We start from the raw sequence: 15,154 nt of genomic DNA, 5'->3' as shown, positions 1-15,154 counted from the left end.
CCGTGGACTTCGCCCTGACACCGGAACAGGAGCTGTTCCGCCGCACGCTGCGCGACTTCGTCGCCAAGGAGATCACCCCGGTGGCCCGGGAGTGGGAGGAGTCCGGCCGGCACCCGGCCGAGATCATCGACGGGATGCGGTCCCTGGGCCTGTTCGGGCTCACGGTGCCCGAGCGGTACGGCGGGCTGGATGTGGACATGGTGTCCTTCGCGCTCACCTTCGAGGAGATCTCCCGGGGCTGGATGGGCATCGCCGGCATCCTCGGCTCGCACTCCCTGGCCTGTCTGCTGATCGCCCGGCACGGGAGCGAGGAGCAGCGGCTGCGCTGGCTGCCGGGGATGGCGAGCGGCGCGTGCCGCAGCGGCATCGCGCTGACCGAACCGGACGCGGGCACCGACCTCCAGGGCATCCGCACCACCGCGCGCCGGGACGGCGACGGCTACGTGGTCAGCGGCGCCAAGACCTGGATCACCAACGCCCGGTCCGCGGGGATGCTGCCGGTGCTGGTCAAGACGGACCCGGCGGCACGGCCCGCCCACCGGGGCATGAGCCTGCTGCTGGTGGACACCGCGAGCGAGGGCTTCACCGTCACCCGGGACCTGCCCAAGCTGGGCTACCGGGGCACGGAGACGTGCGAACTGCTGCTGGAGCAGGTGCGGGTGCCCGCGGACTGTCTGCTCGGCGGGGTCGAGGGGCGGGGCATGCAGCAGGCGCTGTCGGCGCTGGAGACGGGCCGCATCAACGTGGCGGCCCGCTCGGTGGGGATCGCCCAGGCCGCGCTGGACGAGGCGCTGACGTACACCGGCCGGCGGCAGGCGTTCGGCCGGCCGGTCCACGACTTCCAGGCCGTGCAGCTGCGTCTGGCCGACCTCGCGACCCGGCTGCAGGCGGCCCGGCTGCTGGTGTACTGGGCGGCGTCGCGGGCGGACGGCGGGGCGCGGGCGGACGCCGAGTCGGGCATGGCGAAGCTGTTCGCCTCGGAGACGGCCGTCACGGCCGCGCTGGACGCCATGCGGCTGCACGGCGGGTACGGCTACTCCAAGGAGTTCGTGGTGGAACGCCTGTACCGGGACGCGGCGTTGATGAGCATCGGCGAGGGCACGAACGACATCCTGCGCACCGTGATCGCCCGGCGGCTCACCTCCGGCGAGACCAGGATCGGGTGACGCGGTGGCCCGCTCCTACCTCTATGTGCCGGCCGACCGTCCGGCGATGCTCGCCCGCGCCCTGGAGCGCGGCGCGGACGCGGTCATCGTCGACCTGGAGGACGCCGTCGCGCCGGGCGCGAAGGACGCCGCCCGGCGGGCCGCCGCCGACTGGCTCGCGGGGATCGACCCGGCGCAACCGGTCGAGGTGTGGGTCCGGGTCAATCCCGGCGCGGCCGGTCTCGTGGACGCGGCGGCGGTGGTCTCCCCCGCGCTGCGCGGGCTGTGCCTGGCCAAGTGCGGGCACCCCGACGACGTGGCGGCGGTGGACGCGGTGCTGGGCGAGCGGGAGGCCGCACTGGGCCTCGCCCCGGGCCGCGTCGTCCTGTCGCCGCTGCTGGAGTCGGCCGGCGCGGTGCTGTCGGCCCCCGCTCTCGCCCAGGCCCCGCGCGTGGCACACCTCCAGGCGGGCGAGGCCGATCTGCGGGCCGACCTCGGCATGGATCCGGCCCCCGGCGACGAGCGCGAGCTGCTGCCGGTGCGCGTCGGCCTGGTCCTGGCCTGCGCGGCCGCCCGGATCGGCCCCCCGGTCGGCCCGGTGAGCACCGACTACCGCGACCTCGGGGCGCTGCGCCGCTCCAGCACGGCACTGCGCCGCCTGGGCTACCGCTCGCGCGCCTGCATCCACCCCGCGCAGATCCCGGTGGTGCACGAGGTGTTCACTCCGACCGTCGCCGAACTGGCCGCCGCCCGCGACCTGGTGGACCGCTTCGACGCGGCGGCCCGTGCCGGACGCCCGGTCATCGTCGACGCGGACGGCCGCATGGTCGACGAGGCGGTGGTCCGCGCCGCCCGACGGGTTCTGGCGGGGGGCGGCTGAGGGCGGGGCGCCCGGGGGTGCCGGGCCGCCCTGCGCACCCAGGGGTACCGGACCGCACCGGGCACCCGGGGGTACCGGGCCGCACCGGGCACCCGGGGGTACCGGGCCGCACCGGACACCCAGGGTGCCGGACCGCACCGGGCACCCGGGGGTACCGGGCCGCACCGGACACCCAGGGTGCCGGACCGCACCGGACACCCAGGGTGCCGGACCGCACCGGGCACCCGGGGGTACCGGGCCGCACCGGACACCCAGGGTGCCGGACCGCACCGGGCACCCGGGGGTACCGGGCCGCACTGGACACCCAGGGTGCCGGACCGCACCGGGCGCCCGGGAGTACCGGGCCGCACCGGACACCCAGGGGCACCGGCACCCAGGGGTACCGGACCGCACCAGCCACCCGGGGGGTGCCATCCCCTTCGGGGGTGCCGGGGGACCCCGCCGCCGCGCGGGCACGGCCCGCGCCCCCTCGTCTCCGGCCGCGTCGGCGAGAGCCGTCGTCGCGGGCCGGTCGGCACCCTCCCCGCGGGAACGTACGGCACCCGGCGCCTGCCGGAGCACCGTCCGCCCGGAACGCCGGGCCCCGTGCGTACGGCGTCAGGCGGGTGGGCGCAGGGTGTCCAGGAGGCGGCGGGCGGCGCCGCGGCCCTCGGTCGGCAGGGCGCGGACGGTGGCGGCCAGCAGGGCGGTGCGGTCCGGTCCGAGGAGCGGGGTGGCGCCCAGCCGGTACTTGGTCTCCAGCTCGTCGAGGGTGAGGGGTGCGGCGGGGCCGCCGCGGGAGCCGGGGACCCGGTGTTCCCAGCGCCGGCCGTCGAGCGTGGTGATGCGCAGGACGGCGCTGAAGGCGTGCGGGAACTCCTCGTCGCAGAGCGCGTCGGGGACGACCTCGACGCGTTCGGCGAGGGCGCGGCGGCGCGGGTCGCCGAACGCGGCGGGCGTGAAGTCGGCGAGGTGCAGGCCGAGTCCGGCGTTCTCGTCGGCCAGCAGCGCGGCGGCCACGGTGTAGGGGCCGGAGAACTTGGCGTGGTAGGGCGAGCGCGGGCGGTGCTTCTCCTCGCGGGGTTCGCCGATGGTGCGCCGGGGGGCGGCCGCGACGCCCAGTTCGGCGGTGGAGACGGTGCGCGGGTCCAGGCCCCGGGCGCGCAGGGCCAGCGCGCAGTCGATGCCGGGGTGGGTGAAGTGGTTGGAGGGGTACGGCTTGTAGACGGTGCGCGGATACTCCCAGTGCGTGGCGTCGTGCATCGCGTCGAGACCGGCGGTGAGGGGGCCGGGGTGCCACCGGTCGCCGAGGAGGGCGGTCAGGAAGCCGAAGCGCCCTTCGATCACGGTGGGCGGTCCGGTGACACCCTCGGCGGCGAGCTGGGCGGCGGTGATGCCGCAGTGGGCGGCCCAGCCGCAGTGCACGCGTTTGACGCTGCCGCCGGTGCGGTTGGCCTCGATGACTCCGGCGCCCATGGAGCAGGCGATGCCGATGGCGTCGGCGATGCGCGGCGCGGGCAGCTCCAGCAGGACGGCGGCGGCGACGGCGGCGCCGACGGTGCCGCAGATCGAGGTGGCGTGCAGGCCGCGTTCGAAGAAGACGGAGTTGCGCAGGGCGGGGTCGTAGGAGGCCGTGCCGAGCCGGACGCAGATCTCGCCGCCGGCCGCGAGCGCGGCGATCAGGGAGGGGCCGTCCGCCGCACGGGCCTCGGCGACGGCGAGGGCGGCGGGCAGGACGGCGGCGGTGGGGTGCAGCACCGACGGCAGGTGGGTGTCGTCGAAGTCGAGGGCGTGCGCGAGGGTGCCGTTGACGAGGGCGGCCCGGTCGGCGGGCAGCCGGTCGCCGCCGCCGATGACGGTGGCCTCGGGGCGTCCGCCGGCCCGGCGGGCGGTGCGCGACGCGGCCTGGTGGGGGGCGGTCTCGGGGTTCTCCCCGGTGTGGGGACCGAGGGCGGCGAGGCAGTTGCCGAGGAAGTCGAGGACGCGTCCGGTGGCGTCGGCGGTGACGGGCCCGGGGATGCCGCGCCGGCAGTCGGCGGCGAAGGCGGCGAGGCGGGCGGCGATCGGGGCGGGGGCGGCGGCGCCGGGGGTCGTGGTCCGGTTCACGCGGCGCGTTCCTCGGGGAGCAGGGCGAGCGGGCGGGCGGGGGCGCCGGTCGCGCCGACGAACGGCAGCGGGGCGAGGACCAGGAGGAATTCGGCGGTGCCGGTCGCGGCGAGGGCGTCGAGGCGCATGGTCTCGACGATGTGGATGCCCGCCTCCACCAGCAGGGTGCGGTGCACGGGCAGGGTGGCGTGGCCGCGGCCGGGCGGGATGTGCTCGAAGGCGATGGTCTCGCCGCCGACGAGGGCGGGGCCGCGGGCGGCCAGCCAGTCCGCTGCGCCGGTCCCGGGGCCGGGGGCTCCGCCGTGCTGCCCGCCGAAGACGGGCGCGTCGGCCCAGTGGCGGGACCAGCCGGTGCCGACGAGGACGGCTTCGCCGGGCGCGACGGTGACGCCGGCGGCGCGTTCGGCGGCGGCCAGGTCGTCGGCGGTGACCTCGTACCCGGCGGGCAGGACGGGCACGCCGTGCAGGCGGGCGACGTCCAGCAGGACGCAGCGGCCGACGTACGGGGCGAACTCCTCGATGCCGAGGCGGGCGAAGCCCTCGTGGCTCTGCACGTCGGCGGCCGGCAGCCCGCCGTGCAGCCGGCCGTGCTGGGAGACGTGGGCGAGGGCGTCGACGTGGGTGCCGACGTGCCCGCCGGTGATGACGATCTCGTTCGCGGCCGAGCCGCCGTCCGCGCGCACCAGGTCGCCGTGGCGGCGCTCCAGCAGCATGCGGTAGGGCGGGTGGTTGGGCGACTGGGGCATGCCCCGCCGCATCGGCTGGGCGAGGTCGAGGACGCGGGAGGCGGCGAGCGCCTGCCAGGGAGGGGGCGCCGCGGGGCGGACGCCGGGGACGCCGGTCATGGGGTTCCTTCCTCAGACGTCGGCGGGGGGGCCGTCGGCAGGGCGGGGGCGCCGCCGTGCCGGGCGCAAGGACCCGTCCGGCCGTCCGGAGCCCCGCGCGGGGGCGTCAGACGATCCCGTCCTCGGCGAGGGCCTCGAGTTCCTCCGGGGTGAGGCCGAGACGCCCGCCGTAGACGGCCGCGGTGTCGGCGCCGTGCGGGCGGCCGGTCCAGCGGATGGCGCCGGGGGTGGCGGAGAGCCGGTAGAGGACGTTCTGCATGCGCAGCGGTCCCAGGTCGGGGTCCTGCACGGTGGTGATGGAGTCCAGCGCCTTGTACTGGGGGTCGGCGAAGACGTCCCGGATGTCGTAGACGGGGCAGATCGCGGCGTCGGCGTCGGTGAACGCGGTGAGCACCTCGTCCAGGTCGCGGGCGGCGATCCACCGTCCGACGTGGGCGTCGAGGAGGTCGGCGTGGGCGGCGCGCCCGGAGCCGCCGGCGAACCAGGGCTCCTCGGTCACCTCGGGGTGGCCGACCAGGCGCAGCACGCGCTCGGCGACGGACTGCGCGGAGGTGGAGACGGCCACCCAGCGTCCGTCGCGGGTGCGGTAGGTGTTGCGCGGGGCGTTGTTGGCGGAGCGGTTGCCTAGGCGTTCGGGGACGGTGCCGAGCTGGTCGTAGGCGGTGGCCTGCGGGCCGAGCAGGGTGAGCAGCGGTTCGACGATGGCGAGGTCGACGACCTGTCCGCGGCCGCCGTGGGTGAGGCGGTGCAGCAGTGCGGTCTGCACGGCGGAGGCGGCGACCAGGGCGGCGACGCCGTCGGCGAGGCCGAAGGGCGGCAGGGTGGGCGGCCCGTCGGGCTGCCCGGTGGCGGCGGCGAAGCCGCTCATCGACTCGGCGAGGGTGCCGAATCCGGGCCGGTGGGCGTACGGCCCGAACTGGCCGAAGCCGGTGATCCGGGCGATCACCAGGCCCGGGCTGGCCTCGTGCAGCCGGTCGGGGGCGAGGCCCCAGCGTTCCAGGGTGCCGGGGCGGAAGTTCTCGATGAGCACGTCCGCGCGGGCGGCGAGACGCAGCAGCAGCCGGGCGCCGGCGGGCCGGGAGAGGTCGAGGGTGACGGTGTGCTTGTTGCGGCCGAGCATCTTCCACCACAGGCCGGCGCCGTCGCGGGACGGGCCGTGGGTGCGGGCGGGGTCGGGGCGCCGGGGATGTTCGATCTTGATGACGTCGGCGCCGTAGTCGCCGAGGACGGTGGCGGCGAGGGGGCCCGCGAAGAGGGTGGCGCAGTCGAGCACGGTGAGGCCGGTAAGGGGGCCGGTACCGGTCGGGCCGGCGGGGTCGGCGGCTTCGGTGCGGTCGGCGGGGACCTGGGACGGCAAGCGGTGCACACCCCCTTCAGTCGCGCTTGTTTCTCCTTGTGGAACAGCGTTACCAAAAGCTAGCATGCGGCACGCCGACGTGAAAGAGAAACGACGTTTCCTCATGGGGGACGCGGGACCGGAAGGCGGTAGCTGGGCATGGCACGCTACGACCTGCTCGTGAAGAACGGCACGCTGGTCCAGCCCTGGACCGGTGAGATCCGCGCCGACCTGGCCGTCCGGGACGGGGTGGTGGCCGCCCTCGGCGACGACCTGCCCGCCTCGGACGCGGACGAGGTGCTCGACGCCTCCGGCCGGGCGGTGCTCCCGGGGGCCGTCGACGCCCACCTGCACCTCGGCATCTACCGGCCGCTCAGCGTGGACGCCGCCGAGGAGACGCGCTCCAGCCTGGTCGGGGGCGTCACCAGCGTCCTGTCGTACTTCCGCACCGGGCAGCACTACCTCGACCGGACGGGACCGTACGCCCGGATCCTGCCGGAGGTGCTGAAGGCGGTGGAGGGCCGCGCCCACACCGACTACGGGTTCCACCTGGCCCCGATGGACTCCGCGCAGATCGGGGAGATACCCGCGCTGGTCGCGGACGCCGGGGTGAGCTCGTTCAAGTTCTACATGTTCTACAAGGGGTTCAACCTCGCGGCGGACTCCCGTGACGCGCGCGGCTTCCGGATGACCGCCGAGGGCGAGGAGTACGACCTCGGCCATCTGTACCAGTTGATGGAGGCGGTCGCGGCGGCGGACGCGACCCGTCCCGACGGGCGGGTGTCCCTCTCCCTGCACTGCGAACAGGCGGAGCTGATGCGGCTGTTCATCGACCGGGTGCGGGCGGCGGGCGACCCGCAGACGCTGCGCGCCTACAGCGAGGCGCGGCCGCCGCTGACCGAGCGGGTCGCCATCGGCGAGGCGGCCACGCTGGCGCACGCCACCGGCTGTCCGGTCAACCTGCTGCACCTGTCGAGCGCGCAGGCCCTGGACGCGGCCCGCGCCGCGCGCGCCGCGGCGCCCGGCGCGGACCTGCGCGCCGAGGTGACCCTGCACCATCTGTGCCTGGACCACGACAGCCTGGACGCGGCCGGCGCGGGGCTCGGCGCCAAGGTGAACCCGCCGATCCGCACGGCCGCCGACAACGAGGCCCTGTGGGCGGGCGTCCTGGACGGCACGGTCGACTGGGTCGCCTCGGACCACGCCTGCTGCATGGAGGAGAGCAAGGGCGACGCCCTGTGGCCCGCGCTGCCGGGGTTCGGCGGTACGGCCCTGCTCTATCCGCTGCTGCTGTCGGAGGGGTACCACCGGCGCGGGCTGCCGCTGCGGCGGATCGCCGAGCTGGTGTCGGCGAACCCGGCCGCCGCGTACGGACTGGCGGGCCGCAAGGGCTCGTTGATGGTCGGGCACGACGCCGACCTGGTCGTGGTGGACCTGGACCTGGAGCGCACGGTGACCCCGGAGCTGCTGCTGTCGGGCCAGGACCACTGCCCGTTCGCCGGGCGCACGGTGCGGGGGTGGCCGCGGGTCACGGTCCTGCGCGGACAGGTCGTCCACCGCGACGGCGAGGTGACCGGTCCTCCGCAGGGTCAGCGCCTGATCCGCTGATCCCGGCGGCACGCCGGACGGGGCCGGGCCCGCCGCGCGGGGCGGCGGGCCCGGGGGCAGGTCACGCGGCCGTCCGCCGCCGGGCCGCTCACATGCCGTCACGGCTCCACGCCCCGCGCGAGCGGGAGCGCAGCGGCATGGTGGACGGCTGGGGGGCCTGACGGGGCTCGTAGTTCTCCGCCTCGCCTCCCCAGTTGATCCACTCGTCGGTGGTGTACCAGTTGATGAGCTCGCCGTCCGAGCGGATGATCCAGGTGGTGTCCTCCTCGGCGACGAAGTGCCCGTGTTTCACGAACGGCGGCCGGAAGCAGTACGTGCCCGGGTCGATGTCCCCGAAGTTGTAGGTCATGCGCCCGCTGAGCGTGTAGAACTCCTCGTAGCAGGGATGGTGGGCCAGCCGGTGGTCGGTCCACCCCTTGGGGGCGAGGATCAGCCGGGTGTAGAAGCCGGTCTTGTCGTCCCGGTGCAGGAGCTTGATGAAGAGCGGGGTGAGGGGGCCCACGGTGGGCGCGGCCGTCCACTCCAGCGCTTCGGAGTCCCGCACGGTCACCTCGCCCTCCGCGTCGGGGGCGCGCTCACCGCCCGCGAGGAAGCCGGAGGGGCCGTACTCGCGCCAGTGCAGGATCCGGCTGCCGGCGGCGACGGTGACGGTGTCCATGGGCACTCCGGCGGGAACCTGCACATAGCCGCCCGGGCCCAGGGCCGTCGTGCCGTAGGTCAGTCGTCCGGAGAGCACGAAGAACTCGGTGTCGGCGGAGGGGACTCCGCCGCCGCGCGTGAAGTCCGTGTCGAACTCCAGGGAGAGCGCGCTGGAGCCGTCCTCCTCGTCCGTGCTCAGCCGGCGCTCACGGACCTCTCCGGTGCCGCCGGGGAGTTCTGCCGGATGCCAGACGTAGTCGTCCTCGTGGATCAGTTCCACATGGGGGCGCACCGCACCGCCGCCTTTCGGTCGTCTTGCCGTACGGGGATCGGCCGCACGGGGGTCTACCGGGCCGGTTCGGGTCCGGCCGCGTCGCGCAGCTCGCGCCGGAGGACCTTGCCCGCGGCGTTGCGGGGCAGGGTGCCCACGGTCTCCAGGCGGCGCGGCAGTTTGTAGGGGGCCAGCCGGGGGCGCAGGAAGCCGACGAGCTCCGCCAGGTCCGGCGGGGTGCCGTGCGGGGCCCAGACCACGAAGGCGGTGACCCGTTCCCCCCAGACGGGGTCCGGGGTGCCCGCCACCGCGCACTCCGCCGCGGCGGGATGGGCGAGGACGGCCTCCTCGACCTCGCGGGGGTAGACGTTGAGCCCTCCGGAGACGATCACGTCCTTCTTGCGGTCGACGATCGTCACGTACCCCTCGTCGTCCATGGTGGCCACGTCGCCCACGGAGAGGGCGCCGTCGGGGGCCCGGCAGGCGGCGGAGGCGACGGGGTCGTCCAGGTAGCCCGCCATCAGGAACGGGGAGCGGCTGAACAGTTCGCCGGGTTCACCGGGCGGCACGGGCCGTCCGTCGTCGTCGACGACGCGCACTTCGGTCAGGTACCAGGCGGGGCCGACCGAGCCGGCCTTGCGCCGGGCGTCGGGCGGGCGCAGGTCGGTGACGACGCCGCCCTCGGTGGAGCCGTACAGCTCGTGGACGCCGCAGCGCGGGAACGCGTCCAGCACCCACTCCTTCAACGGGACCGGCAGGGCGGCCGCGTTGAAGTAGAGGGTGTCCAGCGCGGGCAGCCGGTAGCGGGAGGGCGCGTCCTCCCCGAGGGCGCGGATGGTCTGGGCGTGGGTGGGGACCAGGAACACGGACCGGGCGCGGTGCTCCTGGGCGAGCTCCAGCAGCCGGGCCGGCTCCCAGCGCGGCAGCATGACGACGGTGCCGCCGGTCAGGACGGGGGCGAAGCCGAACATGAAGCCCGCGCCGTGGCTCATGGGGGCGACGGCGATGCTCGTCCGGCCCGCGCCGAGGCCCCATTCGTGCGCGGACAGCAGGGCGGTCAGCGCCCGGCCGCCATGGGTGAGCAGGGCGCCCTTGGGGCGGCCGGTGGTACCGGAGGTGTACTGGACGCAGAAGACGTCGTCACCGGTGACGGGCACCCCGGGGTCACGGTCGGGCGCGGTCTCGACCGCCCGCTCGTAGCCGAGCCCCGGTCCGGGGCCCCCGACGGTGAGTACGACCGCGATGCGGTCGGCACTCGCGCCGACGGCGGCGACGGCCTCCTCCGCCCGTTCGTCCTGGACGACGAGGGCCCGCGCACCGCTGTGCCCGACGATCCAGGCGATCTCGGGCGCGGTCTGGCGCAGGCCCAACGGCACCATCGGCAGCCCGGCCTTGGCCAGGGCCGCGGCCACCTCCGGATACTCCAGCCGGTTGCCCAGCAGGACCGCCACCGGGTCGCCCGGCGCCAGCCCCGCACCCAGCAGGACCTGCGCCAGCCGGTTGGACCGTGCGTGCAGGGCGGCGAAGGTCAGGGTGCGTCCGCCGTCCACCACGGCGACGCGTCCGGCGGCGTCGACGGCGCGCTCCCGCACCCCGGTCGCCATGGTGACGGCGGCCCCTCCGGCCAGGATCCGCCGGACCGCGGCGGGCGGGGGTGGTGCATCAGGCATGACGCGTCCTTCCCACGGACCCGGCGGAGTGCGGATCAGCTCCTCCCCTGTGTACCGCCATCGTTCCACCAGTGTCAACTTTGTTTCTCTGAACGGAACGGCAGGGAGTGGCGGCGGGGGCGCGGGGCACGCGCGGGCGACGCCGGGGACGCGCGAGGAGCCGGGGCGACCGGGTGGCCGGGCGACCGGTGGCCGGGTGGCCGGGCGCGACGTCAACCGTCGTCCTCCCCGGACCGGGCGAGGGCGGCGGCCGCGTCGGCCTCGTACGTCGCCCGTGCGCGCAGGACGACGGCACAGCCGACCGAGAGCGGGGCGAGCACCGCCGCGAACGCGACGCCGAGGGAGCCGGTCGCGTCGGACACCACGCCGATCAGCCAGGGGCCCAGCGATCCGCCGAGCGTGACCAGCATCTGCAGGACCGCGAAGCCCAGGCCGCGGTGCCGGGCGGCCACGACGTCGGCGTTGGCGGCCGTCAGATTGGCCAGCGCCATGGCGAACCCGACGTTGGCCAGGGTGAAGCAGACGACCTGCGGCATGAGGAACGGAAGGCCGACGGCACCCGTGAGCGCGCAGGTGCCCAGGGTGAGCCCGGCGCCGCCGACGGCGACGCGCCGGCCCGGGTGGGAGCCGTGGTGGCGGTCGCCGAGGCGGCTGCCGAGCAGGATGCCCGCCACGATGCCGACGAGTCCGGCCCCGCCGGCCACCGCCGCCGCGTCGGCCTCGCCCAGGCCGAACCTCCGGCCGTAGAAGGAGGGCATCCAGTAGAAGAGTCCGCCCAGGCCGAAGAAGACGATGGCGAGTCCGGTCACGACCGAGCGGAGGGTGGGGATCGCGAGGAGTTCCGCGACCTGCCGCCGCAGGGGGGTGCCGGGCTCCGCGGGGCGGGGCGCGCCTGGCGGGCGGGCCGGCGCCGGGGGCACGGGCGGGCCCTCCCCGCTCCGGTACCAGAGGGTGAGCCGGTCGCCCGTGCCGCGCAGGGGTTCGCGCAGGGTCAGCACCAGGAGGGCGACGGCCGCGCCGGGGAGGGCGACCAGGAAGAACCCGGTGCGCCAGCCGGAGTGTTCGGCCAGGGCACCCCCGGCGACGACGCCGATCGGCAGCCCCCCGAAGTAGGCCATGCGTTCGAACCCGAAGGCCCTGCCCCGGCCGGAGCCCGGATGGAAGTCGGCCAGGAGGCTCGACGCGGGCGGGTTGTACAACTGGCCGGCGGAGCCGAGCAGCACCCGGACGGCGAACAGCGTCGCGTAGCTCCCGACGAGCCCGGTGCCCACCGTCAGCAGGGCCCACACCGCGACGACGGCCGAGACGGTCCAGGTACGGCGGGCCCGGTCGGCCAGCCTCCCGGCCGGCAGGAGCAGCACCACGGCGGCGATCGAACCGGCCGTGGCGATGGCGCCGGCGGCCGCGTCGCCGAACCCGAACTCCTCCTGGATCGCCGGCAGGGCACCGGCCAGGAGGTTGTACTCGATCCGGTCGACCGCGGCCACCAGCGCGACACACACGGCGGGCCACCACCCGAAGGGGGCCGGGTCCCCCCGGCGGACCGTGACCGCCGGACGCCCGGGGAACACCGCGAACTCCCGCGTGTCCGGGCGCGCTTCGGAGGCGGCCGCGCTCCCCGGCCCGGTCCTTCCGGCCTCACCGGCCTCACCGGCCTCGTCGCTTGCGGGCACGGCGTCTCCTCACGGCGGTCGGGTCGAGCCGGCGGACCAGGACGTCCGTACGGCCCTGCGGCGGTCAGGGCTTGGCCGTGTACACGACCCCGGCAAGGTTCTGGGCGGTGGTGCCCCACACCTGGTCGTACAGCGAGGTGTCACCGCCGAGGGTGTACAGGAGGTAGGCGGCGGTGACGCCCTGCGTGAGCTTCTGCTGGGCGGCGCGGGTCAGGGAGCCGCTGTCGCAGCCGAGCGCCCACGCGTCGACGAAGCCGCAGTGGAAACCGCCCGTGATGACCCGCAGTTGGGTGGGCGCGGGCTTGGCGTCGTACATCTTCCGCTGGTTGGCGGCGACCGGGGCGATGGAGTCCGAGCTGCCGCCGACGTACTGGGCGGGGACGGCGAGCGCGGCGGAGGCGGTGACGGCGGACGGGCTGGTCTCCGCCGCCGCCGTCGTGGAGACGCTCCGCACGGCGGTGTTGCGGGAGGCCGCCAGCAGGGCGGCGCCTCCGCCCATCGAGTGGCCGGCGACGCCGAGACGGGCCGTGTCCACGGCCCCCGCGAAGCGCGATCCGGAGGTGCCGTTCTGGACGGTGAGCCAGGTGAGCGCGGCGTTGAGGTCGTCGGCGAAGGAGGAGTGGCTGGGCAGGAGACCGCCCTGGGACTTGGGGGCGACGGTGACGAACCCCCAGGAGGCGTAGTGGCCGAGCAGACTCGCGTACTGGGAGACGTCGTGCAGGAAGCCGTGGCCGAAGGCGAGTCCGGGGTGGGCCCCCGCGGCCACGGGGGCGTCGGCGCCGCTCGTGGTGCCGGGGTACCAGACGCGGGCGCTGAAGGAGCGGCCCGAGGCCGTGACGGTGACGTCGGTGTGGGCCACGGCGTGCGGGCCGGCCTGGGAGGGGTCCACCGCCGCGGCCGGGGCGGCGGCGGCGACAGGTGCCGTGACCAGGAAGGCCGACGAGGACAACAGCAGTGCGAGCACCGGCCGTAAGAGCCTGCGGAACACGGGGACCACCTTCTCGGCCGATGGGTGAGGGAAACAGCGTTTCCCTAAGACAGCAGAAAAGCGGCCCCGTGGCAAGACCGGCCGTCACCCGGCCCCCGGCGGCACCACGACCGTCACCCGGCCCCCGGCGGCACCACGACCGTCACCCGGCCCGCGGCAGCACCACTACGGCCTCCCGGCCGCAGCGGCACCACGACCTGCCCGGATCCAGGCCGCCTGGCGGCGCGAGCGGCCCGACCTCGACGTCGCCCCGCAGGCCGTCATCGGCCGGCTCCACCGGCTGGCGGCACTGCTGACGCAGGAACTGTGCGTCGTCTACCGCCGGTACGGCCTCGGCGAGGGCGAGTTCGACGTGCTGGCGGCGCTGCGCCGGGCCGGTGAGCCCTATGAGCGGGCGCCGGGCGAACTGGCGGCCCACACCATGGTCACCACCGGCGCCATGACGAAGCGGATCGACCGGCTGGAGCGGGCGGGGCTGGTCACCCGGCGTCGCGCCACGGACGACGGCCGGGGGCGTGTGGTCGCGCTGACCGCCGCCGGACGGGACCTGTTCGACCGTGCCTTCACCGACCACATCCACAACGAGCACCGGCTGCTGAGCGCCCTGCGCCCCGACGAGGCATCGGCTCTCGAAACCCTTCTGACCACCTGGCTCGCCCGTGTCGAGGGTCCCGCCGCGTCGGACCGTCCGTCACCGCGCTGAGCACGGCTCGGCGGCACGGCCGTAAGGGCACGGCGGCAGGGACACCACTGCGGACCGCCCGGCGGAGTCCGGGCTTGCCCCTGACGCGCGGGTCAGGGATTAGCGTCGGCGCACCGCCCGGCGGGCGCGCACCCTCCCGGGCTCGCGGCCGCCGTCCGGCCACGGCCCGGTGCGCGCCGCCACCGGGTCCGTCCACCGCGCCCGCCCAGGAGGCCTCCCATGACCACGGTTCTGCCCCGCACCAGCCGCGAAGTGCGGCTCGCCGCCGTACCCGAGGGGCTGCCCGAACCGGCGCACTTCACCGTCGTCGAGACGGCACTGCCCGCCCCGGCGCCGGGCCAGGTCCTGGTCCGCAACCGGCACTTCCAGGTCTTCGGCGGCCTGCGCACCCTGGTCGGCGGCGCCGCCGAGGACACGCCGGTGCCGGGACTGCGCCCCGGGGACACGCTGTTCGGGCCGGCCGTGGGCGAGGTCGTCGCCGCGCCGCCCGGCAGCCCGCTGCGCCCCGGCGACCTGGTGAGGCACCTGCTCGGCTGGCGCGAGTACGCCCTCGTCCCCGCGGACCGGTGCGCCCCGGTCGACCCGGCCCTGCCCGAGCCCGCCGCCCACCTCACCTCGGGCTCCGCCGCCTACGGGGCGCTGACCCGGCTCGCGGGCGTACGCGAGGGGGACGTCGTCCTGGTCACCGGGGCCGCGGGCGGGGTCGGCTCCCTGGCGGGCCAGATCGCCCGGCTGCTCGGCGCCGCCCGGGTCGTCGGCACCACCGGCTCCCCGCACAAGGCCGAGCGTCTGACCTCCGAACTGGGTTACGACGCCGTGCTGACCGGCGGATCGTGGCGCGAGCGGCAGGACGGCACGGACGACGACGCCCACCGCGTGCTCTCCGCGCAGCTCGCCGAGGCCGCGCCGGACGGCATCGACGTCCTCCTCGACAACGTCGGCGGCGTCCAGCTCACCGCGGCCCTGGACGCCGCCCGGCAGGGCGCACGGTTCGCGCTGGTGGGCGCCCTCTCCGGGCAACTCGCCGCACGGGGCTCCGGTGCCACGGCACCCGCACGGATCGACACCTTCCGACTGGTGGTCAAGGGAGTGTCCGTGCGGGGGTACACCGGCATCGACCACCCCGAGGTGCAGGCGGAGTGGACCGGCCGGCTCGACGGCTGGCTGCGGTCCGGCCGGATCCGGCTGCCGTTGACGCGTTTCGAGGGCATGGAACAGGCACCGCTGGCGTTGCAGGAACTGACCAGGGGACGGACTTTCGGCACGGTCGTCGTCGACCTCCCGGGACACGACTGACGAGCCGGGCCACGA

The 15,154-nt window shown here is 75.8% G+C and carries 12 protein-coding genes; 5 read left to right on the top strand and 7 right to left on the bottom strand.

Features of this window, described 5'->3' with window-relative positions; translation table 11 throughout:
* Positions 1 to 2: 2 nt before the first annotated feature.
* Positions 3 to 1,166, top strand: coding sequence for an acyl-CoA dehydrogenase family protein (locus ACIP67_RS02955; protein WP_401686371.1), 1,164 nt, complete (start codon positions 3 to 5; stop codon positions 1,164 to 1,166).
* Positions 1,167 to 1,170: 4 nt separating this feature from the next.
* Positions 1,171 to 2,025 (top strand): HpcH/HpaI aldolase/citrate lyase family protein, encoded by an 855-nt coding sequence (locus ACIP67_RS02950; RefSeq protein ID WP_401686368.1) that lies wholly within the window; start codon positions 1,171 to 1,173, stop codon positions 2,023 to 2,025.
* A gap of 597 nt (positions 2,026 to 2,622) precedes the next feature.
* Here ACIP67_RS02950 and ACIP67_RS02945 read toward each other — a convergent pair.
* From ACIP67_RS02945 to ACIP67_RS02935, 3 genes are all read right to left on the bottom strand, one after another.
* On the bottom strand, positions 2,623 to 4,110 hold the full coding sequence (locus ACIP67_RS02945) for an MmgE/PrpD family protein (protein WP_401686365.1): 1,488 nt from the start codon (positions 4,108 to 4,110) through the stop codon (positions 2,623 to 2,625).
* Entirely contained in the window at positions 4,107 to 4,955 is an 849-nt protein-coding gene (locus ACIP67_RS02940) for a cyclase family protein (RefSeq protein ID WP_401686362.1), read from the bottom strand. Before ACIP67_RS02940 ends, ACIP67_RS02945 begins: the two co-directional genes overlap by 4 nt.
* A gap of 106 nt (positions 4,956 to 5,061) precedes the next feature.
* On the bottom strand, positions 5,062 to 6,312 hold the full coding sequence (locus tag ACIP67_RS02935) for a CaiB/BaiF CoA transferase family protein (RefSeq protein WP_401686360.1): 1,251 nt from the start codon (positions 6,310 to 6,312) through the stop codon (positions 5,062 to 5,064).
* Between the two features lie 138 nt (positions 6,313 to 6,450).
* Here ACIP67_RS02935 and ACIP67_RS02930 point away from each other — a divergent pair, with 138 nt between their 5' ends.
* Positions 6,451 to 7,899, top strand: a complete 1,449-nt coding sequence (locus ACIP67_RS02930; protein WP_401686357.1) for a dihydroorotase family protein — start codon at positions 6,451 to 6,453, stop codon at positions 7,897 to 7,899.
* A gap of 88 nt (positions 7,900 to 7,987) precedes the next feature.
* Here the strand turns inward: ACIP67_RS02930 and ACIP67_RS02925 are convergent, their stop codons facing one another.
* The 4 genes from ACIP67_RS02925 to ACIP67_RS02910 all read right to left on the bottom strand — a co-directional run bounded on the left by ACIP67_RS02925 (position 7,988) and on the right by ACIP67_RS02910 (position 13,140).
* Positions 7,988 to 8,830 (bottom strand): DUF4437 domain-containing protein, encoded by an 843-nt coding sequence (locus ACIP67_RS02925; protein WP_401686355.1) that lies wholly within the window; start codon positions 8,828 to 8,830, stop codon positions 7,988 to 7,990.
* 53 nt (positions 8,831 to 8,883) lie between these two features.
* Positions 8,884 to 10,479: a class I adenylate-forming enzyme family protein gene (locus ACIP67_RS02920; protein WP_401686352.1), complete on the bottom strand. Its 1,596-nt coding sequence runs from the start codon at positions 10,477 to 10,479 to the stop codon at positions 8,884 to 8,886.
* A 212-nt stretch (positions 10,480 to 10,691) separates the two neighbouring features.
* Positions 10,692 to 12,152: an MFS transporter gene (locus ACIP67_RS02915; RefSeq protein WP_401686349.1), complete on the bottom strand. Its 1,461-nt coding sequence runs from the start codon at positions 12,150 to 12,152 to the stop codon at positions 10,692 to 10,694.
* A 64-nt stretch (positions 12,153 to 12,216) separates the two neighbouring features.
* Positions 12,217 to 13,140 (bottom strand): alpha/beta hydrolase family protein, encoded by a 924-nt coding sequence (locus ACIP67_RS02910; protein ID WP_401686346.1) that lies wholly within the window; start codon positions 13,138 to 13,140, stop codon positions 12,217 to 12,219.
* A 205-nt stretch (positions 13,141 to 13,345) separates the two neighbouring features.
* Between ACIP67_RS02910 and ACIP67_RS02905 the strand changes: the two genes are divergently transcribed.
* The gene (locus ACIP67_RS02905) at positions 13,346 to 13,843 is read left to right on the top strand and encodes a MarR family winged helix-turn-helix transcriptional regulator (RefSeq protein ID WP_401686795.1); all 498 of its coding nucleotides are present in this window, start codon (positions 13,346 to 13,348) and stop codon (positions 13,841 to 13,843) included.
* Positions 13,844 to 14,062: 219 nt separating this feature from the next.
* Positions 14,063 to 15,139: an MDR family NADP-dependent oxidoreductase gene (locus ACIP67_RS02900; RefSeq protein WP_401686344.1), complete on the top strand. Its 1,077-nt coding sequence runs from the start codon at positions 14,063 to 14,065 to the stop codon at positions 15,137 to 15,139.
* The last annotated feature ends 15 nt before the right edge of the window (positions 15,140 to 15,154 follow it).

Source organism: Streptomyces sp. NPDC088812, from assembly GCF_044750285.1.
Lineage (GTDB): Bacteria > Actinomycetota > Actinomycetes > Streptomycetales > Streptomycetaceae > Streptomyces.
The sequence above is the reverse complement of the archived record's forward strand: the minus strand, read 5'-3'. Positions and strand labels throughout refer to the sequence as shown.